A 20,641-nucleotide genomic window follows, 5' to 3' on the forward strand; every position below is an offset into this window, starting at 1 on the left:
GACATGAACATTTTCTGCCGCCTCCTCGCTTCGCTTTCCGTCGCCGCCGGCATCGTGGCGGGCGCTCCCGCCTACGCCCAGGTGCAGCCCGGCGTCCTGCGCGTCTCCGCCATTCCGGATGAAAATCCGACCGAACTGCAGCGCAAGTTCAAGCCGCTCGGCGCATACCTGGAAAAGAAGACCGGACTGAAGGTGCAGTTCACCCCGGTGACCGACTACGCGGCGTCGGTCGAAGGCCTGGTCAACCACAAGCTGGACATGGTCTGGTTCGGCGGTTTCACCTTCGTGCAGGCCAATGAGCGCAGCAAGGGCAAGATCGTGCCGCTGGTCCAGCGCGCGGAGGACGAGAAATTCCAGTCGGTATTCATCACCGCCAACCCGGAGATCCGCACGCTGCAGGACCTCAAGGGCCGCACCTTCAGCTTCGGTTCCGAATCGTCCACCTCGGGCCACCTGATGCCGCGCTCGTTCCTGCTGGCCGCGAAGATCAATCCGGAGGCGGACATGAAGCGCATCGCCTTCTCGGGCGCGCACGACGCGACCGTGGCCGCGGTCGCGGGCGGCAAGGTCGACGCCGGCGCGGTCAACGCCTCGGTGTGGAAAAAGCTCGTGGACGAGAAAAAGGTCGATACCGGCGCGGTGCGGGTGTTCTACACCACGCCTGGCTATTACGACTACAACTGGAGCGTGCACGCGGACATGCCGGCCGCTCTGAAGAAGAAGATCACCGACGCCTTCCTGGCGCTCGATCCATCGACGCCGGAAGGCCGCGAAATCCTGGAACTGCAGCGCGCGTCCCGGTTCGTCCCGACCCACGCGGGCAACTACGCCGCGATCGAAGCGGCCGCCCGCAACGCCAAGCTGCTCAAGTAAGTGGATACACCTGCCATCCGCCTGTCGCAGCTGACGGTCCGGCACCACGCCGGCTCGCGCGGCGTCGCGCTGGATTCGGTATCGCTGTCGGTGGCGCAGGGCGAGCAGGTTGCGGTGATCGGCCCGTCCGGCGCCGGCAAGACCACGCTGCTGTCCACGCTGGCGATCGCCCACAAGCCCGCGTCGGGCGAGTTCGCGCTGTTTGGCGCCGACCCGTGGGCCATGGCGGGCAAGGAACGGCACCGCCTGCGCACCCGCCTGTTCCTGGCGCCGCAAGTGCCGCCGCTGCCGCCGCGCCAGCGCGTGGTGACGGCCGTGCTGGCCGCGCGCCTGCCGCAATGGAGCCTGTGGCAGGCGCTTGTGTCGCTGGTGCGCCCGCAGGATCCGGAAGCGGCGTTCGCGGCGCTGTCGCGCTTCAACCTGGGCGACAAACTGTACGCGCGCGTGGACCGGCTGTCGGGTGGAGAACGCCAACGCTGCGGCCTGGCGCGGCTGGTGCTGTCGTCGGCCGACCTGCTGCTGGTCGACGAGCCGCTGTCGGCGCTCGACCCTGCCCTGTCCCGGATGGCGCTGGCCGCATTGCAGCAGGAGGCCGCCGGCCGTAATGCGACGCTGGTGTGCAGCCTGCACCAGGTGGAGATGGCGCGCGCCTGGTTCCCGCGCCTGGTCGGCCTGCGCGACGGACGCATCGTGTTCGATGCGCCGCGCGAGCAGGTCAGCGACGAAATGATCGCGGCGCTGTACGCCAACGAGCAGCCGCCGGCGGCATCGTCCGAACTCCACGAAACCCCGGATGCGATCGCGATCGGGGCCTGCTACTGATGGATGCCGCGGCGCCCCGCATGGCCGATCCGGCATGGCGCGGACGCGTCACCGCGTTCGTTGTCGCGCTGCTCCTGCTGTGGCCCATGCTGGTGTACAGCGAATTCAAGCCGTGGCTGCTGCTCGATCCGCAAAGCCTGGCGGCGGCGGGCCGCTTCCTGTCCGACTTCGCCACGCCCGCGCACTCGCCCGAGTTCCTGGCGATGGTGCTGCGCGAGACCTGGCAGACGGTGGCCATTGCCACCGCGGGCCTGACGCTCGCGATGGTCGCCGCCGTTCCCGCCACCCTGGTCATCAATGAACGCCTGTCGGTGTCGCGCCTTGGCACAGGCGTCATGCACGCGCTGCCCGCTTTCGTGCGCCAGTCCGTGCGCTGGGTGCTGGTGCTGTTGCGCTCCGTGCCGGAACTGGTGTGGGCGCTGCTGTTTGTGCGCATCGTCGGCCTCGGCCCGACCGCGGGCGTGCTGGCGATTGCGCTGACCTACAGCGGCATGCTGGCCAAGGTGTACGCCGAGATCCTGGAGTCGTCCAGCGCGCACGCGACCGATGCGCTGCTGGCCAACGGCGCCGGCCGCATTCCGGCGCTGGTGTATGGCGCCTTGCCCGATTCGGCGCCGGAACTGGTGTCGTACACGGTGTACCGCTGGGAGTGCGCGATCCGCGGCTCGGCGGTGATGGGCTTTGTCGGCGCGGGCGGACTTGGCCAGCGCATGGACGAGTCGATGCGCATGATGGCCGGCGGCGAAGTGTCCACCATCCTGATCGTGCTGGTGCTGCTGGTGGCGCTGGCGGACCTGGTCTCGAAGATCCTGCGAAAGTGGCTGGGATGAGCGGTCCGCGCATGCCCTCCCCGCCCGCGCGCACGTTCGGCGCGCCACTCATGGCGATGGCAGTCCTGGCGCTGGTGGTGGCGAGCTTTGCGTCGCTCGACCTGGAATGGCGCGCGCTGTTCGGACCCGAAGCGCTGGCCACGACGACGGAATTCCTGTCCGGCTTCGCGCCGCCCGACCTGGAGCCGGATTACCTGAGGCGGGTCGGGATGGCGACGGTGGAGACGCTCGCGATGTCCGCACTCGGCACCCTGCTGGCGGTCGTGGCCGGGCTGGCGTTCGCGCTGCTGGCTGCGGGACGGCTCGGCCCCGTGCTGCGGCGCGTATCGCGGCTGCTGCTGAACATCCTGCGCTCGATTCCCGAACTGGCATGGGCCACGCTGCTGCTGGTGGCCGCGGGCCTGGGGCCGTTCGCCGGCACGCTGGCACTGGCCTTCCACACCAGCGGCGTGCTGGGACGGCTGTTCGCCGACGCGCTGGAAAACGCCACGCCCCTGCCGGAACAGACGCTGCGCACCAACGGCGCCTCCGCCGCTGCCGCGTTCCTGTACGCGACACTGCCGCAGACCCTGCCGCAGATGCTGTCGTACACGCTGTACCGCTGGGAGAACAATATCCGCGCCGCCGCCGTGCTTGGCGTGGTGGGCGCGGGCGGGCTGGGACAGATGCTCAAGTACCACCTGTCGCTGTTCCAGATGCAGAGTGCGGCCACGGTGGTGCTGGCGATGCTGCTGCTGGTGGCGGCGGTGGACGCGGCCAGCTTTGCGCTGCGGCGCGCGGTGACGCGATGACGACGCTGGAGCTGGCCGGCCTGTCCAAGTCCTATGGGGGACGCAAGGTGCTCGATGCGCTGTCGTGGCGTTTCCAGGCCGGCGAGTTTGTCGCGATCATGGGCGAATCGGGCGTCGGCAAGTCCACCCTGCTGAACCTGATCGCCGGACTGGATGCGCCGGACGCGGGCCGGGTGATCGTCGACGGCCAGGACCTGTCGCGCCTGTCGGACAACGATGCGACCAGGCTGCGGCGGGCCAGGATGGGCTTCGTGTTCCAGGCCTTCCACCTGCTGCCGCACCTGACGCTGGAGCAGAACGTCGCGTTGCCGCTGGTGCTGAACGGGATGCCGCTGGGACGTGCGAACGAGATGCTGGAGGCGGTGGGACTTGGCGGCCGCGGCGCGGATTTCCCGCGCCAGCTGTCCGGCGGCGAGATGCAACGGGTCGCCATCGCGCGCGCGCTGGTGCACCGCCCCGCGCTGGTGCTGGCCGACGAGCCGACCGGGAACCTGGACCCGGAGACCGCGCAATCCGTGCTGGCACTGCTGGTGCGCGAACTGAAGGCGAATGGCGCCTGTGCGCTGATGGTCACGCACTCGCAGGCCGCAGCCTCGCTGGCGGACCATGTCCTCGTCCTCGGCCGGTCCGGCTTGCAGCCACGGGGGACTGCTCCTGCGCCGGGGCAAGGCCTTTAGGCCGCAGTGACGTCGGGGGCCGCCCCCCCCCCGCAAGCATCGCTGGATTTTTTTGCATTGAGAATTATCAACAATGCTCCAGATGCATACTTATCGTAGTATCATCAGTTGCTGTCCGTTGGCTACGTTCCGGTGCCTGCGGATGGGTGATTCGGTCCTTCAAGACTGTTCAACATGGAGATGCGCGATGAGCGTCAGGCAACGGAAACTGGAAATGATCGAAGCGATGAACCGCGCACGCGCGCTGGAACCGTCGACTTTCGTACCCAACAAGCTGCTCGATACCCTGATCGAAAAGCTTAACCTGAAGAACGACGCGGAGCTGTGCCGCGTGCTGGAAGTGCAGCCTCCCATCATCAGCAAGATCCGCCACCGCAAGCTCGCGGTCGGCGCCACCATCCTGCTGCGCATGCACGAGAAGTCCGACCTGTCGATCAAGGAGCTCAAGGAGCTCTCGAACGCCTCGATGCACTGAGCTATTCCGCGCGCGGGCGTCCGGTCTTGATGATTGGGAGTTTGGCCAGCGCCTTCTTCAACGCAGCGCCGTCCATCCGGCCCAGCTGGGCGACGGCGATGCGCAGCAGCTCGCTCTTCTTCACATCGATTCCTGCTTTCAGGCAGGCCTGCTTGGCTTGCGCGAGCAAGGCGTATTCGGCTTCCGGCATGGTAAAGCTGTCGCGCACCAGGCTGGCGCGGTCGTGCGTTTCGCGCACGAGAGTCGCGGCAGGCTTCTTGCGGCGCGCGGGGACGGCTTTGGCGGCAACGGCCTTGCGGGCGGGTGCTGCCTTGCTGGACTTGGTGGGGGCGGCCTTGGGGGCCGCGCGCGGGGCTCGCGCCATGCACTGCTCCGGTTGAAAAACGAGCCAAACAGTATAGACGATTTGGCCGCTGCCGTGAATCGCCTGGGGGGTATGCGGGGGCAAAGGCCGGTTTTACATATACCCCTGCCGTTTTCGGCGCGGGAAGCTGCGGCGGAAGATACCCTGGGGGAGTATCCGCAGGCGCCTCAGGCCTCGAGCGCCACCGGCGCCGCCGGCGTCGCACAGACCTGGTTGCGCCCGGCCCGCTTGGCTTCCTGCAGCGCGTCGTCGAGCCGCTTGAACAGGCTCACGGTGGTGTCGTCGGCCCGGATCGTGGTGGCCCCGATGCTGACCGTCATGTTAACCAGCGCCCGTTCGGTCTTGATCGGCGTGGCTTCCACCGCCGCCCGGATCCGCTCGGCCACCATCGCGGCGTCGGCCAGCCCGGTACGAGGCAGCAGCACGGCGAATTGCACACCGACGAGCCGGCCCAGCTGATCGCTGTCGCGCAACTGCTTGCGGCAGGTGTCCACGATCGCGCGCAGCACCGTGTCGCCGGCGGGATGCCCGTAGCCGTCATTGATGCGCTTGAACTGGTCCACGTCCAGCACCAGCAGCGCGGTCGGCTGCCCCGGACGGCGTGCCAGCGCCATCCACGGCGCCAGCGCGTTAAAGAAGCCGCGCCGGTTCGGCACGTCCAGCAGGGTGTCCGCCACCGACAGGCGCGCCAGCTCGCCCTGCTGCCGTTCGCGCTCGATCATCAGGAAGCCGGTACTGCCCAGGACCATCAGCAGGTAGAACGCGCCGACCGACAGCACTTCGAGGAATGGCACGGTCATCCAGCCCCACCCTTCCGGCAGGCTGAGCACCATCAGGCCGCGCGCCGCCACCACCGCCGCCAGCAGTGCCGTGGCCACGGCCATGAAGCGGCGCAGCGCGCTGGCCGCGCCCCAGCCGGAGGCCAGCGCCGCCGCGGCGGCAAAATACAGGATGCCCATGATGAGCGAACCTGCGACCACGCGCATCGCGGCGTCGCCGGCGACGAATGCCGCCACATACACGGGGATCGCGACGCCCAGCGCGATCCACATGCGCACGCGCCACGGCGAGGCGCCGGATGCCTGGCGCAGCGCGGCCACTTCCGCAGCCACGCCGGCGAACACCAGCGCGTAGCCGGCAGGCACAGTCAGCAGGTCGGGCAGGATGCCGCTCCCGCGCAGGAACAGCAGCAGCCAGCCGCCGGCCTGCAGCTGGCGTGCCAGCGCCCAGCTGCCCAGCGCGGGCGTCTTGTGGCGCTCATATAAATGGAAGAACAGGGCCGCGCACATGACCAGGTTGCCCAGTGCGAGCGCGAACAGCATGGTTTTGACATCCATCGTCATGCTTCGTGCTCCACGTTGGCGGTGCCGTCACCCATCCTGCTTTCCCATGCCCGCACGAAGAAGGCTTTTTCTTGCTCGGTCGGGGCTGCGTACCAGAATACGATCAGGGTGCCCTTGTGGTCATGCAACTGCACGAATTTCTCGACGAAGCCCGGCACCCCGGCCGCGTCGGCCAGCGCGACGGCGTAGCCGTACACCCGCATCAGCCGTTCAATACGGTCGGGTTCCGTCAGGCTGTTGGTTGCGGTAAAAGTCGGGTGGTCCAGGAACATCGGTTTCCTTGGGAACATGGCTCAGGCCGCGTCGAGCTTATCAGAAATTCATGCATGCAAACAAGCTCAGGCATGGTGGTTCAATATACATATCTCGTGCTCAAAAGCAACATACCGTGCGACCGCTATTGTCGTATTGCATCAAACTGTACGATTGGACGACAATCTGTGACAAACTTGCGCTCAGACAATTGCTGTCCCCTCCGATCACATAAAGGAATCAATGCTTCGCCGGCCGTCCTTCCAGCTTACCTTTGCCGCAGCCCTGACGCTGGCGGTCGGTATCGCTGCCACCTTCCTGCTGTTTGCGACCGTGGCGCGGCTCGAGTTCGAGCAGCGCGCGCTCGCGTTCCAGCAGCGCGTGGACGTGCGCGTGGCAGCGATCCGCCAGGGACTGGACCAGGCCGTGGAAGTGGTGAACGCGACCAACCACCTGTTCGGCACGATCGATCCGGTGACGCGCCAGCAGTTCCACGACTTTACCGCTCCGCTGCTCGCGCGCTACCCCTTCATCACCGCCTTCAATTACCACCGCCGCATCACCCACGCCGAGCGGCCCGCGCTCGAGGCGGAATTGCAGAAGGTGGTGCCGGGCACGGTCCTGACCGAAAACAACAACGGCGTGCGTTCGGTGGCGCCGTGGCGCCCCAGCTACATCGTGGTCGACTACCTGGAACCGATGCGCGGGAACGAACGCGGATTCGGCCTGAACGTCGAACCCTATACCGCCGTGATGGATGCGCTGGACCTGGCGGTGCGCACCGGCCGGCCTGCTTCCACCACCCTGATATCGCTGGCGCAGGACACCGAGCCGCTGCGCGCCTTCGAGATCATCCTGCCGGTCTACAAGCGCGGCATGCCGCTCGATTCGGCCGAGCTGCGCCGGGAAGCCCTGCTGGGCGACACCGCCGCCATCATCCGGCCGAGCCGACTGGTCGAAGGGATCCTGCAGGATAGCGCCCTGCTCTCGAACGACACCTCGGTGCGCGTGTTCGCCAGCGTGGATGGCAATCCCAGGGCGATGGTGTTCGAGCACACGGTCGGCACCGGCCCGGACGCCTCGGACCGCTTCGGCAGCCGGATGGCGCAGTGGCTGGGCGTGGACCACGCCGATACCGCCGTCGCAACGCTCGATGTCGCGGGACGCCAGTGGCGCATCGAGATCGGTTCCAGCCACGGCCCGCTCACCTCGGCCCACACCGGTTCGCTGATGTCCCTGGTCGGCGGCCTGCTGGTGACGCTGGCTTTCGCCGCTTTCGTCCAGGTGCTGGTGCGCCGCTCGCAGCGCGTGCAGGCGCTGGTGGCCGATCGCACCGCCGACCTGAAGCGCTCCAACGAACAGCTGATCGAAGACGTCATCGCGCGCAAGCGCACCGAGCGCGCGCTGCAGGATTCGGAGCAGCGCTTCCGCCAGCTGGTGAACATGTCCTCGGACTGGTACTGGGAACAGGACGCGCAGCTGCGCTTTGTCCACATCAGCAACGACCTGCGTGAAAAAGCGGGCGTCGGCGCCGATCGCCTGGTCGGCAAGACCCGGTGGGAAGCGGTGCCGTGCATCGAGCAGACCGAGTCCGGCCGCCGCCACATCGAGCTGGTCAAGCAGCACCTGCCGTTCACCAACTTCGAATACACGATGGTGGACGACCAGGGCGCGGTGCGCTGGTTCTGCATCAACGGCCAGCCGGTGTTCGACGAGCAGGGCATGTTCTCCGGCTACCGCGGCACCGGCACCGACATCACCTCGCGCAAACAGGCGGAGCAGCGCATCCACCACGTGGCGCAGCACGACGTGCTGACCGGCCTGCCGAACCGCAGCCTGCTGCAGGACCGCCTGTCGCAGGCGATCGCCTATGCCGACCGCTCGCGCTACCCGGTGTGGGTGATGCTGGTCGACCTGGACCGCTTCAAGTTCGTCAACGACAGCATGGGCCACAAGGCCGGCGACGTGCTGCTGATGACGGTGGCCGCGCGCCTGCGCTCGGCGCTGCGCGAACACGACACCGTGGCGCGCCTGTCCGGCGACGAGTTCGTGGTGATCGTCAGCGCCACCGAGGAGCAGGCGCTCACGCCGATGATCGTGGAACGCCTGATGGAATCGGTTGCCCAGCCGGTCATGCTCGGCACCAAGGAATTCACGGTGTCGTGCTCGATCGGCGTGGCCGTCTACCCGAGCGGCGGCACGCCTGCCGACAGCCTGATCGAGCACGCCGACATCGCCATGTACCGCGCCAAGAAGCTGGGCCGCAACAACTTCCAGTTCTACACCCCGGCCATGAACGAGGAAGCGATGGAGCGCGTGCGCATCGAAGGCGCGCTGCGCAAGGCGCTGGAGCGCAACGAATTCGTGCTGCACTACCAGCCGCAGGTGGACCTGAAGACCGGCCAGGTGTGCGGCATGGAAGCGCTGCTGCGCTGGCAGCACCCGGAACTGGGCATGGTGCCGCCGAACCGCTTCATCGGCGTGGCCGAGGAGACGGGACTGATCGTGCCGATCGGCCTGTGGGTGCTGCGCACCGCCTGCGAACAGAACAAGCAATGGCAGCGCGAGCCCGGCTTCGAGCGCCTGCGCGTGGCGGTCAACCTGTCCGCGCGCCAGTTCAGCTCCCCGCACCTGATCGAGGACATCCGCGCAGTGCTGGACGATACGGGCCTCGCGCCCGAGTCGCTGGAGATCGAGCTGACCGAATCGCTGTTCATGACCGACATCGCGCAAGCGGTCGACATGCTGCACCAGATGAAGCGGCAGCTGGGCGTGAACCTGTCCATCGACGACTTCGGCACCGGCTATTCCAGCCTGTCGTACCTGTCGCGCTTCCCGATCGACGTGCTGAAGATCGACCGTTCCTTCGTCAACGACATCGCCCACGACGGCGGCGATGCGGCGATCGTCACCTCGATCATCGCACTGGCGCACAACCTCAAGCTGGCCGTGATCGCGGAAGGCGTCGAGACGGCGGAGCAGCTGGAGTACTTGAGCAAGCACGGCTGCGACGAGATGCAGGGGTATTACTTCAGCCCACCGCTGCCGGCGGCGGAGTTCTACGAGGTGATTCGGCAGCGCAAGGCGCTTGCGGTGCCGGTCCTGGACGTGCCTGAAGCCGCCTGATCGGTCGTCCCCGCGCGGCAATGCCGGGGCGCGCACATTTGTGGCATTTCAGGCATTCTTTCCGGTTTCGGCGTATAGTTGAGCAACGGTCGGCCCTTTCCCGGCCGTCGAGGCTCGCCATGACAACGCGCACACCACATCCACGCACCGACCGCAACACGAGCGCCATCGTCGAGCAGGCGATCGCCGCCCTGCCCCGCGTCGGACTGCGCCAGGCGGCCGAGTTCCTGGCGGCAATGCGCGTTGCGCCCAGGGTTGCCGTCCGCACGCTGGTCTACCCGGGCCGCCGCCGCGCCTCATAACTATCCTTCCAGGCAACAGCGCACTACAATGTGCGCCTGAATCTGCCCCTGGAAAGGAACCCCCATGAAGTGGAAAGCCCTGGCCGCCGCGGCCCTGCTCGGCGTGTCGTGCGCAGCGCACGCGCTGGAAGCCAAGGACGTGAAGACCTTCACGCTCCCGAACGGCATGAAGTTCATCGTGCTCGAAAGCCGCAGCATCCCCAACGCGAACATGTACACCTTCTGGAAGGTCGGCTCGCGCAACGAAACGCCCGGCATCACCGGCCTGTCGCACTTCTTCGAACACATGATGTTCAACGGCTCGAAAAAGTACGGTCCCAAAATGTTCGACCGCACCATGGAAGCCAAGGGCGGCTCGAACAACGCCTACACCAGCAACGACTTGACGGTATACCAGGACTGGTTCCCGGCCTCCTCGATCGAGACCATCTTCTCGCTGGAAGCGGACCGCATCGCGGCGCTGACGATCGACCCGAAAGTGGTCGAGAGCGAGCGCGGCGTGGTGCTGTCCGAGCGCAGCACCGGGCTGGAGAACTCCAACTTGCGCATGCTGTGGGAAGAAGTGAACGGCGTCGCGTTCCAGGCCCACCCGTATTCCTGGCCCGTGATCGGCCACGAGTCCGACATCAAGGCGTGGACCCAGGACGACCTGGTGCGCTACTTCAAGACCTACTACGCGCCCAACAATGCGGTGTCCGTGATCGTCGGCGACGTGAACTTCGACCAGGTCAAGGCGATGGCCACCCGCTACTTCGGTGCGATCCCGAAAGGCCCGATGCCGCCGAAGGTGCGCACCGTGGAACCGGAGCAGAAAGGCGAGCGCCGCGTGTTCGTGGCCAAGCCGTCCGCCACGGCTGCCAACCTGCTGATCGGCTACAAGGCGCCCGAGATCTCGCATCCGGACTACTACGCGATCAACGTGCTGCAGTCGATCCTGTCCGAAGGCCGCACCTCGCGCCTGTACCAGGCGCTGGTGGAGACGCAGCTGGCCACCGACGTCGGCTCCGACAACAGCGACGGCTTCGATCCGGGCCTGCTGTACGTGTACGCGATTGCCAGCGCCAATGTGCCGGCCGCGAAACTGGAACAGGCGCTGCTGGCCGAAGTCGACCGCCTGGTCAAGGACGGCGTCACCGAAGAAGAACTGCAGAAGGTGAAGAACCAGAAGCTGGCCGGCATCTACCGCGCGCTCGAGACCATCAACGGCAAGGCCCAGAACCTCGGCAACTACGAAGTGTTCTTCGGCGACTACCGCACGCTGTTCGATGCGCCGGACGCCTACCGCAAAGTCACCGCGGCCGACATCCAGCGTGTCGCCGCCAAATACATGAAGAAGTCGCAGCGTACCGTCGGCGTGCTGGCTGCGAAGGAGGACTGACCGATGAAAAAACTGATGACCGTGGCCCTGGCCGCGACGGCGCTGCAAGCCGGCGCCGCCGAATTTCGCCTGCCGGCCTATGAAACCACCACGCTGCCGAACGGCCTGACCGTGATCCTGATGGAGCGCCACGAGGTGCCGCTGGTGTCGGTGCGCGCCGTGGTGAAGGCAGGCGCCGTCCATGACGCGTCCAAAGCCGGCCTGGCCGACATGACCGGCGACGCGCTGCTGCTCGGCACCCCGCGCCACACCAAGGCCCAGATCGACCAGGCCTTCGACTTCCGCGGCGCCGATATTTCCGGCGGCAGCGGCGCCGAGCAGTCCGGTCTGTTCGCCAGCTTCAAGGCCGAGGACACGGCCGCCCTGCTCCCGCTGTTCGCCGAGATCGTGCAGCAGCCCGGTTTCGACAAGGCGGAGCTGGGCAAGCTGCGCGACCGCAAGGTCGATGAGCTGAAGCAGGCCAAGGAGCATCCGCGCAACGTGGTGCAGAACTACTACCGCGCGATGCTGTTCGGCTCGACGCCGTACGCCAGCCCGGCCAGCGGCACCGTCTCCACGGTCAGCGCGCTGACGCCGGACGACGTGAAGGGCTTCCACCAGCGCTTCTACCGCCCGGACAACGCCGCCATCGTGGTGGTCGGCGACTTCAAGGCGGCCGACATGAAAGCGCAGCTGGCCAGCCTGTTTGGCGGCTGGAAGGCGTCCGGTCCGGCATTGCCGGCGCAGGTGAACGGCAAGCCGCAGGCCGGCGGTCCGCGCGTGTGGCTGGTGAACAAGCCCGACGCGCTCGAGACGACCTTCCTGATCGGCGGCGCGGGCATCGCGCGCAACGATCCGGACTACGTGCCGCTGCAGGTGGTGAACACGGTGCTGGGCGGGCGCTTTACGTCGTGGCTGAACGACGAGCTGCGTGTGAACTCGGGCCTGACCTACGGGGCGCGCAGCGAATTTGCGACCTTCACCCAGGCCGGCACGTTCGCGATCTCGAGCTTCACCGCGACCGAGAAGACCGCGCCGGCGCTGGAACTCGCGCTCAAGACCTACAACCGCCTGTGGGACAAGGGCATCGACAAGGCGACGCTGGAATCGGCCAAGGCTTACGTCAAGGGCCAGTACCCGCCGCGCTTTGAAACCAGCGCGCAGCTGGCGGGCCTGCTGGGCGAGATGTTCGTGGCCGGCATGGGCCGCGAGCAAATCGACAACTTCATGCGCGACGTCGACAGCCTGACGCCGGCGCGCGTACGCGCGCTGGTGGACAAGCACTTCCCGCGCAAGGCCCTGCAGATGGTCATGATCGGTAATGCGGAGAAGATTCGTCCGATCGCGCAGAAGTACGGCACGGTGACGGAACTGGACATCACGGCCGATGGCTTCCAGCCGCGCTGATCGCGGCGTTTGAATGACAACGGGGCCGGCCAGCATTGCTGACCGGCCCCGTTGTTTATAGCTTGCCCTCGAACAGGTGGGGACGTTAGCGGTCGATGTCGGCGAGCGACTCGCGGCCGCGCGCAGTCACGTCGAACCCGCCTTCGGGACGCTCCGCAATATGCGATTTGCGCAGCAGGAAGGCCGCTACATCGGGCTCCACCGTGCTGGCCGGATCGTCCGAGAGGCCGCGCAGCGCGTTCACGCAGCGGCGCAGGAACAGCACTTCCGTGCCCTTGTCGGTCAGGGTGGCCATGTTGGCGCGGTCCACCTTGACCAGCTTCAGGCCGGACAAACGTTTCGCGTTGCGGCCGACGCAGGCGTTCGCCCGGATCGATTTCGCGCCGCGGCGCAGGAGTTCGAGCGCGTCGAACTCGTCACCAGTCAGTTTCGCTTCCAATTAACGGTATGCCCTCACTGCCAGCCATGCCAGGGCAATCACCATCATCGTTCCAATCGCAACGGCCGTCTGCGCCTTGCGGGAACCGAGCACCGGAGTGCGTCCAAGGTAGATTTTGTTGTGTAAGGAATTGCCCATGATGTGCTTGCTCCGCTCCTGAAAAAAATTTGTCGTTCGATATGGACCAATTATAGGAAGCGAATATGACAGCATTGTGTGATGTCACACACATTCTGCAATTCAATGCTCACGCTGTAGCTTGTCCACAACACAATTTCACCGTTTCTACAGCGCGCCAATGATGGTGACGCGCTGCTACATTTTGATGACAGTTTTTTCAGTGGAGCAGCCAAGCAATGAAACCAAACAAACCCTTCCCCGATCCCGCACAAGCGCATGCGTTGCTGGATGAAGCCGACATCGGGAGCGGAGAAAAAACGCCGGGAGAACGTGAGACCGACGAGATTGTAAGCCAGGTAGGCAAGCGCGAGGAGGACCAGGCCGACAAGCCGGGCAAGGACGGCAAGTAGTCCTGCCGGCAGAACGTGTGGCGGCATCATGCCGCCTGCACCCCGCGCAATGCGGGGACGCATGCCGGACTGGCGCAATCGCCGCGCATGCCCGGATGCGAACGCATGCGGCGTCCCCGCTGTCGCGGGGATGAGCGTCAGACTGCGCGGATGGGCGGGTCGGCCGGATTCGGCTCCTTGACCGGGGCGTATTCCGGTGGCGGCACGTCGTCAGGCTGCGGCGGCTTCTTGTCCGGCGGCGGAATCTCCGGGTCGGGGGTCTGGTGCGCGTCGCGCGGCTGTTCATTCATCTTCATTTCCTCTCTGTTTTCAAAAACTGACTCAAGCTTGCCCACATGTGCGGAAGACTCGACCAGAACCACACAGCCGCCGAATACGTTGCCGCGCTGCGCTGGCTGCGCGGAGCGCCCCATATCGACAGCGAGGCCAGTCCCAGCTACAACGCCTGCCCGGGGACCTACCGTCCCCTGATGCGCATCGCCGGGGACACGCTCACGGTCGAGGACCTCTACTGGGGCTACCGCGCCGCATGGGCCGTGGGCAGGGTCCCGGTCGCGATCAACGCGCGTCTGGAACGCATCTCCAACCGCTACTGGTGCCCCCTGCTGCGCGCCGGCCGCGCAATCGTGCCGGCGGATGGCTGGTACGAATGGACCGGCGAAAAAGGCAACAGGCAGCCCTGGCACATCCACCGCACATCGGGTGAGCCGATGTTCATCGCTGCGCTGGCGAACTTCGGGCCGTTCAGGGAGCACCGCTGCGAATCCGGTTTCGTGCTCGTGACCGTGGATGCGCAAGGCGGCATGGTCGACGTGCATGACCGGCGTCCCATCGTGTTCAGCGCGGAGGACGCGGCCTTGTGGATGGACCCGTCGCTGGACGCGGCCCAGGCCGGCCAGCTCGCGCATTCGGTGGCGCTGGGCGCGGGCGAATTCGCTTGGCATCCGGTCACCCGGGAGGTCGGCAAGACCACCAGTGAGGGTGCCCACCTGGCGGCCCGGCTCGACCCGCCGCCGGCCTGACCTAGCGGCCCTGCTTTTGCTTGGCGCCGCCGCCTGCGCCCTTGGTGGACCCGGCCTTCACGTTCGCCTTGTTGTTGCGGCTGCTCTTGCTGGTCTTGCCGCCCGATCCGGCTTCCGTCTGCGACTGGTCGGACTGCTTGCTGCCTGGACTACCACCCGATTTCGATTGCGCCATTTGTCGATCCTCCTGGGTTGGGAAGCGCGGACCACCCGCGCGTTCAGTTGGAGACTAGCACGCATGAAAACGCGGCGCTAAGCAGGTCCTTCAATCGTGCGCGCGGCGCGCGCCAATGCGCTCAGGCCGGGCCCAGCACGATATCGGAACGGGGCAGCGCGACGCAGGGCAGCACCAGGCCCTCGGCCTTTTCTTCGCGCGTGAGGCCGGGCCACTCGATGGTGTATTCGATGGCGCCGGCGCGCAGCCTGTGCATGCAGGTGCGGCAGCTGCCATTGCGGCAGGAGCTGGGCATGGGGATGCCGGCGCGTTCGGCGGCGAGCAGCACGGGTTCGTCGTCACGCGCGTCGAAGGTGGCGCCGCTGCGCTCCATCGTGATCCGGTAGGTGGGCATGGACCCATTGTAGCGAAGGGGACCGGCCTGCAGGAGGACAGTCCCCTTTATTGCTGGGTTGGGTATCGAACAGACGGGCAGGCGGGCGGCAGCTTAGGCTGTGGGCATGAAAAAAATCCTTACCCTGCTCGCCGGAGTCGCATTCGGCGCGGCGGTGCTGTTCTTCATGCTCGAGCCCCCGACCCAACACACCGCCCCACCCATCGTGATCAAGACTCCCGCCACCACGGGAGACTGACCTGCAGCCGCGCGCGGCTTCTAGCGCCTGCGCACCTTCGGCTCGTCGATGTCCTTGCCCACGTTGATCGCCGCGTAGGCGCGCGTCACCGCCACTTCTTCCGGGCTGCCGCGGCCGTACAGCTGCTGCCCCACTTCGATCATCTTCTTGCGGGCGTCGGCGTAGTTGGTGATCATGGTGAACCTGGTGGTGAGCGCCGTGAACCAGATGCGGTAGGCCTTGTCCATGCCGATTCCGCTCATCGCAGCCGGCTTGCCGGTCAGGTACTTGCTGTACGACTCGCTCGATGGCGAAGCGTCGGAGCCGCGCGACAGGAAGTAGAACATGCGGTTGTTCGGACCGCTGCTGTAGTGGACATCGAGCCCCTTGAGCGAGCTGCTCCAGGCGTCCGGGCTGCGATTGTCGAGCGAGGGCTTGTGCATCCAGCGCAGCGGCATGCCGTCGCGCGCGATCTCCTTCCCGAGCGACCAGTCGTTGCCGTCCGCCGGAATGCTCTCGCCGGTGCCGCCGTTGCGTGCATACGATTCCACCACCTCGCCGATGATGTCAGAGCTCGATTCGTTCAGGCCGCCCGATTCGGCGAAGTACAGCAGGCGCGAAGTGGCCGCGGTGACGCCGTGCGACATCTCGTGGCCGATCACGTCGATCGATCCGAGGTTGTAGAACGTCTGCCCGTCGCCGATCGACATGCAGCGGCATGAGTCGTCGTAGTAGGCGTTATCGTAGGCCCGGTTGACGTGCACGTTGATGTGGGTGGCGGTGTCCTTGCCGTCCAGCGAGTGCCAGCCGAGCGTCCGCTTGAGCATATCGTAGGTATTCGACATGCCCCACATGGCGTTGACGGCGGCGGTCTGCCCGTTCGCCCCGGTGGTGCTGCCGCCCTCGACGAACTGCTTGCCGTCGCCCCACACATTCTCGGTGTGCGAATACACCTCGCCCGTTGCGTTGCCATGGTCGGCGTTGGTGATGGCCAGCCCGCCGAAGGCGCCCCCGCTGCCGCGCGTCGGGTCGATCATGCGGAACAGCTTGCCATCCGGGGTGGTATGGAGCGGTACCTTGCCGTTGTACTGGCTGTGGCCGACGCCTTCGGCAGTCTGCAGCGCGTCCCACTCGGCCAGGATGCTGCCGTCACGCGCACTGACGATGCTGTCGCGGTACACGGGACGGCTGCCGACCACGTAGCGCGAGCGCACGTAATAGGCCAGCTCGTAACCGGTGACCACATCGACCAGGTCGAGCGCGTTGAGCTCTTCTTCGCCCTTGGCCTGCGCTTCCTTCACGCGCTCGGTGCGCACCAGCGGATAGACGATCAGTTCGGCCTGCGGCGGCGCCGCGGCGAAGCGCTTGGGTTCGATCCCGCGGCCGGCGCGGTCGATCGCTTCCTGCGCCGACAGCCGCGGGGTGACGTCGAACGAGGCGGTCACGCCGCCCAGCAGGTTGGACTTTCCCTTGCCGAGGCCCGAGCGGCGGTCGCTGACGGTTTCGCTGACCACCTTGCCCGCTCCATTGGTGACCACCAGCGTCTCCGAGCCGAACACGCGCACGCCTTTGTAGGTGTGGTCGATCCTGACCACCATGGTGCCTTCCGCGCCAGGGTGGTGATGCGATATCCGGTGGCCGTGGTCGGCGTCCAGGCCGAGCGCGGGACGGCGGGCGGCCAGCGCGGCGAGCAGTTGGGCGTCGGCCTGCGCCGGGCGGATCGCCGGAGCGGCCATGCGCGGCAGTTGGGACGCCGCTTGCACATCGATTGCGGCAACCGCGAGTGCGGCTGCCAGCACGGTCCTGGTCAGTTTCATGTGCGCTCCCTGCGAGTGGTGTGGTCCTCGCAATGTCGCGCAAACCGGAGCCGACGTTTTTGCCTTTACGCAAGCTCCGGTGGGATGGCCGTGGCTAGCGGAAGCGGTAGGCCGTGGCGGTACGGTAGGTTTGGCCCGGCCGCAGGATGGTGCTGGGGAAGCCGGGCTGGTTGGGCGAGTCGGGGAAATGCTGCGGCTCGAGGCAGAAGCCGCTGCGGTGCGCGAAGCCGAGCGAGCCGTCGAGGAAGTTCCCGCTGTAGAACTGCAGGCCCGGCTCCTGGGTGTACAGCTCCAGCACGCGGCCCGATTGCGGGTCGCGCACGCGCGCGGCCAGGCGCATCGGCCTGGCGTGCGGACCGCCATCGAGCCCGTCCAGGTCGGCCGAGGCGACCGTGCCCGGCGCCTCGGGCGCCTCGTCGCCGCCGCTCAGGCCGTCCAGGCGCGCCGAGGACACCGTCCCGCGCTCAAGTGCGCCCGGCGCGGCGCTGCCACCCTGCCCTGCGCCGTCGTCCAGCACGAAGTTGTGGTCGTAGCCGCCCCCGAACTGCAGCTGCTGGTCCGCCGCCCCGATGCGCTCGCCGATCCGGTGCGGCTGGCGGAAATCGAACGGCGTGCCGTCCACCGGCGCCAGTTCGCCGGTCGGGATCAGGCCTTCGTCCACCGGCGTGAACCGGCTGGCGAACAGTTCCAGTTCATGGTCGAGGACCGGGCCGCCGCCGGCAAGGTTGAAATAGGTGTGCGAGGTCAGGTTGACCGGCGTCGCACGGTCGGTCGTGGCGCAAAAATCGATGCGCAGCTCGCCGTCTTCCGTCAGTTCATAGGTCACGACCGTGTCGAGGTTGCCCGGATAGCCCTGCTCGCCGTCGTTCGACACGTAGTGCAGGCGCAGTCCCGCCACGCCGTCGCGCTCGTACGGCGAGGACTCCCACACCACCTTGTCGAAACCGTGCGGTCCGCCGTGCAGGTGGTGGTGGTTGTTATTCAGCGGCAGCCGGTACTCGACGCCGTCCAGGGTGAACTTGCCGTGCGCGATCCGGTTGGCATAGCGCCCGACCAGCGCGCCAAAGTACGGCGTGCCTTCCAGGTAGGGCTCGATGCTGTCGAAGCCAAGCGTGATGTTGACAGCCTGCCCGCCGGCGTCCGGAACCTCGATGGCGGTGACGATGCCGCCGTAGTTGGTGACCTTGACGGCCAGCCCCTGGCTGTTGCGCAGCGTGTACAGGGACACTTCGGCGCCGTCCGGCGCCCGCCCGAAAGGGGCCTTGGTGATCGTTGGACCGCTCATGGATACCTCGCTCGCTGTGACAGGCAGATGCTACCAATATTCCAGCACGCGCGACGCAGGCTACCAATAGTCTGCGCACGATTGAAATAAACATTCGTGTACTAAAGGAATCGGATTAAACTCATCCGGGCAAAAAACTAAAAAGGATAAGCATGAATGTTCATCCTGGGGGAATGGCGGACCTGGTTCGCCGCTATGCATGGGAAGCGACGCCGCTCGGCCCAATGAGTGCGTGGCCAGCCGCCCTGCGCACCACCGTCGACCTGATACTCGGGTCGAGTTTCCCGATGTTTATCGCGTGGGGCTCGGCGCACACCGTCATCTACAACGACGCCTACGTCCCGATCCTCGGCAGCCGCCATCCGGCCGGCATCGGCCTGCCCTTTTCCGTGCTGTGGAGCGAGATCTGGGACGAGACCGGCCCGCTGCTCGCTGCCGCGCGCGACGGACGCACCAGCCACTTCGAGAACATGGAAGTGCGCCTGCTGCGCAACGGCTACCCCGAAACCGCCTACTTCACCTTTTCATACTCCCCACTGCGCGGCGAGGACGGCGCCATCGAGGGCGTGTTCGGCGTCTGCCACGAAACCACCTCCACGGTGGTGTCCGAGCGCGCCCAGCGCGGCCAGGCCGAGGTGATGCGCCAGATGTTCGAGCAGGCGCCCGGCTTCATGGCCGTGCTGCGCGGCCCCGGGCATGTGTACGAAATGGAGAACGCGGCCTACCGCCAGCTGCTGGGCGGACGCGAGGCGATCGGCCGGCGGCTGGCCGACGTGGTCCCCGAGATGGTGGGCCAGGGCGTGGTCGACCTGCTGGACCAGGTGCTGCGCACGGGCGAACCCTACGTTGGGCGCTGCGAACGCTTCATCTTCAGCCACCCCAACGGCCGCGAAGAGGAAATCTACCTCGATTACGTCTACCAGCCGATCATCAATGCGCTGGGCGAGGCGGTCGGCATCTTCGTGCAGGGCCATGAGGTGACCGGCCAGTTCCTGGCGCGCCAGGCGCTGCTGGCAGCGGACCACCACAAGGACCAGTTCATCGCGACCCTGGCCCACGAGCTGCGCAACCCGCTGGCGCCGATCCGCGCGGCGGCGCGCCTGCTGGAAAGCGGCAACCTGCGCCGCGAACAGATCTCCCATACCACCGCCGTGATCACGCGCCAGGTGGAACAGATGGCGCACCTGCTGGACGACCTGCTGGACGTGGCGCGCATCACCAAGAACCAGGTGCGCCTGCAGAAGGAGGCGGTCAACGCCGACGAACTGGTGGCGCTGGCGCTCGAGACTTCCGGCCCGCTGATCGAGGCGCGCAAGCACCAGCTGCGCGTGGTGCACCACGACGGCGCGATCGAGCTGGACGCGGACCCCGTGCGCATCGTGCAGGTGATTTCCAACCTGCTGTCGAACGCGGCCAAGTACACCGACCCGGGCGGCAAGATCACGGTCGAGACGCGCCTGGACGGCGACATGTGCGCCGTCAGCGTGCGCGACAACGGCATCGGCCTGCGCCGCGAGGCGCTGCGCGACGTGTTCCGCATGTTCTCGCAAGAACAGAGCGCGCTGGAGCGCTCCGAAGGCGGGCTTGGCATCGGCCTGGCGCTGGTAAAGGGGCTGGTGGACCTGCACGGCGGCACGGTGGAAGCGGAAAGCACCGGCGTCGGCGGCGGCAGCCAGTTCACCGTCAGGCTGCCAGCCGCGCGGCGCGCCAGCTTCAGCCTGTGCCCGGAAGACCCGGTGCGCGAGATCCGCGTGGAGCGGCGCAGCATCCTGCTGGCCGACGACAACCGCGACCTGGTCGACATGCTGTCCCAGTTCCTGGAAATGCAGGGCCACTCGGTGGTCAAGGCGCGCGACGGGCTGGAAGCACTGACGCTGGCGCGCACCGTGCGCCCGGACGTGGCGATCCTCGACATCGGCATGCCGGGCATGAACGGCTACCAGCTCGCGCAGGCTATCCGCAAGGAGCCGTGGGGCGTGAACATGCTGCTGGTGGCGGCGACCGGCTGGGGCCATGACGACGACAAGGGCCGGGCGACGGCGTCCGGCTTCGACACCCATATCACCAAGCCGTTCGGCCTGGACTCGCTCGAAGCGCTGCTGGTGGAGCGGCGCCAGCCGGCCCTGGCCGGCTAGCCTGCAGA

At 66.7% G+C, this 20,641-nt stretch carries 23 protein-coding genes; 14 read left to right on the forward strand and 9 right to left on the reverse strand.

Annotated features, from left to right (window positions below; translation table 11 throughout):
• The first annotated feature begins 3 nt into the window (after positions 1-3).
• The 6 genes from ACFSQR_RS04560 to ACFSQR_RS04585 all read left to right on the forward strand — a co-directional run bounded on the left by ACFSQR_RS04560 (position 4) and on the right by ACFSQR_RS04585 (position 4,468).
• On the forward strand, positions 4-873 hold the full coding sequence (locus ACFSQR_RS04560; RefSeq protein ID WP_377728437.1) for a putative selenate ABC transporter substrate-binding protein: 870 nt from the start codon (positions 4-6) through the stop codon (positions 871-873).
• Complete coding sequence (locus tag ACFSQR_RS04565) at positions 874-1,695, forward strand: phosphonate ABC transporter ATP-binding protein (protein ID WP_377728438.1); 822 nt, start codon at positions 874-876, stop codon at positions 1,693-1,695.
• A 20-nt stretch (positions 1,696-1,715) separates the two neighbouring features.
• A complete protein-coding gene (locus ACFSQR_RS04570) occupies positions 1,716-2,525 on the forward strand; it encodes a PhnE/PtxC family ABC transporter permease (RefSeq protein WP_377728439.1) in 810 nt (269 codons plus the stop codon).
• Complete coding sequence (gene phnE, locus ACFSQR_RS04575; protein WP_377728440.1) at positions 2,522-3,316, forward strand: phosphonate ABC transporter, permease protein PhnE; 795 nt, start codon at positions 2,522-2,524, stop codon at positions 3,314-3,316. The genes ACFSQR_RS04570 and phnE overlap by 4 nt, the downstream gene beginning before the upstream one ends.
• The gene (locus tag ACFSQR_RS04580; protein WP_377728441.1) at positions 3,313-3,993 is read left to right on the forward strand and encodes an ABC transporter ATP-binding protein; all 681 of its coding nucleotides are present in this window, start codon (positions 3,313-3,315) and stop codon (positions 3,991-3,993) included. Before phnE ends, ACFSQR_RS04580 begins: the two co-directional genes overlap by 4 nt.
• Before the next feature lie 187 nt (positions 3,994-4,180).
• On the forward strand, positions 4,181-4,468 hold the full coding sequence (locus ACFSQR_RS04585; protein WP_377728442.1) for a hypothetical protein: 288 nt from the start codon (positions 4,181-4,183) through the stop codon (positions 4,466-4,468).
• Between the two features lies 1 nt (position 4,469).
• On the opposite strand, the gene ACFSQR_RS04590 is transcribed toward ACFSQR_RS04585, so the two are convergent.
• The 3 genes from ACFSQR_RS04590 to ACFSQR_RS04600 form a co-directional block, all read right to left on the reverse strand.
• Complete coding sequence (locus ACFSQR_RS04590) at positions 4,470-4,832, reverse strand: hypothetical protein (protein WP_377728443.1); 363 nt, start codon at positions 4,830-4,832, stop codon at positions 4,470-4,472.
• Between the two features lie 167 nt (positions 4,833-4,999).
• Positions 5,000-6,169, reverse strand: coding sequence for a diguanylate cyclase (locus ACFSQR_RS04595; RefSeq protein ID WP_377728444.1), 1,170 nt, complete (start codon positions 6,167-6,169; stop codon positions 5,000-5,002).
• Between the two features lie 2 nt (positions 6,170-6,171).
• On the reverse strand, positions 6,172-6,447 hold the full coding sequence (locus ACFSQR_RS04600) for a hypothetical protein (RefSeq protein WP_377728445.1): 276 nt from the start codon (positions 6,445-6,447) through the stop codon (positions 6,172-6,174).
• 223 nt (positions 6,448-6,670) lie between these two features.
• Between ACFSQR_RS04600 and ACFSQR_RS04605 the strand changes: the two genes are divergently transcribed.
• The 4 genes from ACFSQR_RS04605 (at position 6,671) to ACFSQR_RS04620 (ending at position 12,619) form a co-directional block, all read left to right on the forward strand.
• Positions 6,671-9,553, forward strand: coding sequence for an EAL domain-containing protein (locus ACFSQR_RS04605; protein ID WP_377728446.1), 2,883 nt, complete (start codon positions 6,671-6,673; stop codon positions 9,551-9,553).
• A gap of 119 nt (positions 9,554-9,672) precedes the next feature.
• A complete protein-coding gene (locus ACFSQR_RS04610) occupies positions 9,673-9,855 on the forward strand; it encodes a hypothetical protein (protein WP_377728447.1) in 183 nt (60 codons plus the stop codon).
• 64 nt (positions 9,856-9,919) lie between these two features.
• On the forward strand, positions 9,920-11,233 hold the full coding sequence (locus ACFSQR_RS04615; protein ID WP_377728448.1) for a M16 family metallopeptidase: 1,314 nt from the start codon (positions 9,920-9,922) through the stop codon (positions 11,231-11,233).
• A 3-nt stretch (positions 11,234-11,236) separates the two neighbouring features.
• Positions 11,237-12,619, forward strand: a complete 1,383-nt coding sequence (locus ACFSQR_RS04620; protein WP_377728449.1) for a M16 family metallopeptidase — start codon at positions 11,237-11,239, stop codon at positions 12,617-12,619.
• 85 nt (positions 12,620-12,704) lie between these two features.
• On the opposite strand, the gene ACFSQR_RS04625 is transcribed toward ACFSQR_RS04620, so the two are convergent.
• Positions 12,705-13,058 (reverse strand): hypothetical protein, encoded by a 354-nt coding sequence (locus tag ACFSQR_RS04625; protein WP_377728450.1) that lies wholly within the window; start codon positions 13,056-13,058, stop codon positions 12,705-12,707.
• A gap of 356 nt (positions 13,059-13,414) precedes the next feature.
• Here ACFSQR_RS04625 and ACFSQR_RS04630 point away from each other — a divergent pair, with 356 nt between their 5' ends.
• On the forward strand, positions 13,415-13,588 hold the full coding sequence (locus ACFSQR_RS04630; RefSeq protein WP_377728451.1) for a hypothetical protein: 174 nt from the start codon (positions 13,415-13,417) through the stop codon (positions 13,586-13,588).
• Between the two features lie 137 nt (positions 13,589-13,725).
• On the opposite strand, the gene ACFSQR_RS04635 is transcribed toward ACFSQR_RS04630, so the two are convergent.
• Positions 13,726-13,884 (reverse strand): hypothetical protein, encoded by a 159-nt coding sequence (locus ACFSQR_RS04635; RefSeq protein WP_377728452.1) that lies wholly within the window; start codon positions 13,882-13,884, stop codon positions 13,726-13,728.
• Positions 13,885-13,923: 39 nt separating this feature from the next.
• On the opposite strand from ACFSQR_RS04635, the gene ACFSQR_RS04640 reads away from it, so the two are divergent.
• A complete protein-coding gene (locus ACFSQR_RS04640) occupies positions 13,924-14,610 on the forward strand; it encodes an SOS response-associated peptidase family protein (RefSeq protein ID WP_377728453.1) in 687 nt (228 codons plus the stop codon).
• 1 nt (position 14,611) lies between these two features.
• Here the strand turns inward: ACFSQR_RS04640 and ACFSQR_RS04645 are convergent, their stop codons facing one another.
• Positions 14,612-14,785, reverse strand: coding sequence for a hypothetical protein (locus ACFSQR_RS04645; protein ID WP_377728454.1), 174 nt, complete (start codon positions 14,783-14,785; stop codon positions 14,612-14,614).
• 121 nt (positions 14,786-14,906) lie between these two features.
• Positions 14,907-15,179 carry a 2Fe-2S iron-sulfur cluster-binding protein gene (locus ACFSQR_RS04650; RefSeq protein ID WP_377728455.1) on the reverse strand — a complete coding sequence of 91 codons (273 nt, stop codon included), beginning with the start codon at positions 15,177-15,179 and terminating at the stop codon, positions 14,907-14,909.
• 106 nt (positions 15,180-15,285) lie between these two features.
• Between ACFSQR_RS04650 and ACFSQR_RS04655 the strand changes: the two genes are divergently transcribed.
• Positions 15,286-15,417, forward strand: a complete 132-nt coding sequence (locus ACFSQR_RS04655) for a hypothetical protein (protein WP_377728456.1) — start codon at positions 15,286-15,288, stop codon at positions 15,415-15,417.
• A gap of 20 nt (positions 15,418-15,437) precedes the next feature.
• Here ACFSQR_RS04655 and ACFSQR_RS04660 read toward each other — a convergent pair whose 3' ends face one another.
• Positions 15,438-17,213, reverse strand: coding sequence for a M4 family metallopeptidase (locus ACFSQR_RS04660; RefSeq protein WP_377728457.1), 1,776 nt, complete (start codon positions 17,211-17,213; stop codon positions 15,438-15,440).
• 94 nt (positions 17,214-17,307) lie between these two features.
• A complete protein-coding gene (locus ACFSQR_RS04665) occupies positions 17,308-18,498 on the reverse strand; it encodes an aldose epimerase family protein (protein WP_377728458.1) in 1,191 nt (396 codons plus the stop codon).
• Between the two features lie 152 nt (positions 18,499-18,650).
• Here ACFSQR_RS04665 and ACFSQR_RS04670 point away from each other — a divergent pair, with 152 nt between their 5' ends.
• Positions 18,651-20,633, forward strand: coding sequence for an ATP-binding protein (locus tag ACFSQR_RS04670; RefSeq protein WP_377728459.1), 1,983 nt, complete (start codon positions 18,651-18,653; stop codon positions 20,631-20,633).
• Positions 20,634-20,641: the final 8 nt, after the last annotated feature.

The organism is Pseudoduganella sp. GCM10020061 (genome assembly GCF_042683405.1).
Classification (GTDB): domain Bacteria; phylum Pseudomonadota; class Gammaproteobacteria; order Burkholderiales; family Burkholderiaceae_D; genus Telluria.

Coding starts and splice junctions, on each gene's coding strand:
- ACFSQR_RS04630 (WP_377728451.1), top strand. CDS start 13,415: ATGAAACCAAACAAACCCTTCCCCGATCCCGCACAAGCGCATGCGTTG.
- ACFSQR_RS04570 (WP_377728439.1), top strand. CDS start 1,716: ATGGCCGATCCGGCATGGCGCGGACGCGTCACCGCGTTCGTTGTCGCG.
- ACFSQR_RS04640 (WP_377728453.1), top strand. CDS start 13,924: ATGTGCGGAAGACTCGACCAGAACCACACAGCCGCCGAATACGTTGCC.
- ACFSQR_RS04650 (WP_377728455.1), bottom strand. CDS start 15,179: ATGCCCACCTACCGGATCACGATGGAGCGCAGCGGCGCCACCTTCGAC.
- ACFSQR_RS04585 (WP_377728442.1), top strand. CDS start 4,181: ATGAGCGTCAGGCAACGGAAACTGGAAATGATCGAAGCGATGAACCGC.
- ACFSQR_RS04580 (WP_377728441.1), top strand. CDS start 3,313: ATGACGACGCTGGAGCTGGCCGGCCTGTCCAAGTCCTATGGGGGACGC.
- ACFSQR_RS04620 (WP_377728449.1), top strand. CDS start 11,237: ATGAAAAAACTGATGACCGTGGCCCTGGCCGCGACGGCGCTGCAAGCC.
- ACFSQR_RS04605 (WP_377728446.1), top strand. CDS start 6,671: ATGCTTCGCCGGCCGTCCTTCCAGCTTACCTTTGCCGCAGCCCTGACG.
- ACFSQR_RS04595 (WP_377728444.1), bottom strand. CDS start 6,169: ATGGATGTCAAAACCATGCTGTTCGCGCTCGCACTGGGCAACCTGGTC.
- ACFSQR_RS04660 (WP_377728457.1), bottom strand. CDS start 17,213: ATGAAACTGACCAGGACCGTGCTGGCAGCCGCACTCGCGGTTGCCGCA.
- ACFSQR_RS04610 (WP_377728447.1), top strand. CDS start 9,673: ATGACAACGCGCACACCACATCCACGCACCGACCGCAACACGAGCGCC.
- ACFSQR_RS04645 (WP_377728454.1), bottom strand. CDS start 14,785: ATGGCGCAATCGAAATCGGGTGGTAGTCCAGGCAGCAAGCAGTCCGAC.
- ACFSQR_RS04655 (WP_377728456.1), top strand. CDS start 15,286: ATGAAAAAAATCCTTACCCTGCTCGCCGGAGTCGCATTCGGCGCGGCG.
- phnE (WP_377728440.1), top strand. CDS start 2,522: ATGAGCGGTCCGCGCATGCCCTCCCCGCCCGCGCGCACGTTCGGCGCG.
- ACFSQR_RS04635 (WP_377728452.1), bottom strand. CDS start 13,884: ATGAAGATGAATGAACAGCCGCGCGACGCGCACCAGACCCCCGACCCG.
- ACFSQR_RS04615 (WP_377728448.1), top strand. CDS start 9,920: ATGAAGTGGAAAGCCCTGGCCGCCGCGGCCCTGCTCGGCGTGTCGTGC.
- ACFSQR_RS04590 (WP_377728443.1), bottom strand. CDS start 4,832: ATGGCGCGAGCCCCGCGCGCGGCCCCCAAGGCCGCCCCCACCAAGTCC.
- ACFSQR_RS04670 (WP_377728459.1), top strand. CDS start 18,651: ATGAATGTTCATCCTGGGGGAATGGCGGACCTGGTTCGCCGCTATGCA.
- ACFSQR_RS04600 (WP_377728445.1), bottom strand. CDS start 6,447: ATGTTCCTGGACCACCCGACTTTTACCGCAACCAACAGCCTGACGGAA.
- ACFSQR_RS04560 (WP_377728437.1), top strand. CDS start 4: ATGAACATTTTCTGCCGCCTCCTCGCTTCGCTTTCCGTCGCCGCCGGC.
- ACFSQR_RS04665 (WP_377728458.1), bottom strand. CDS start 18,498: ATGAGCGGTCCAACGATCACCAAGGCCCCTTTCGGGCGGGCGCCGGAC.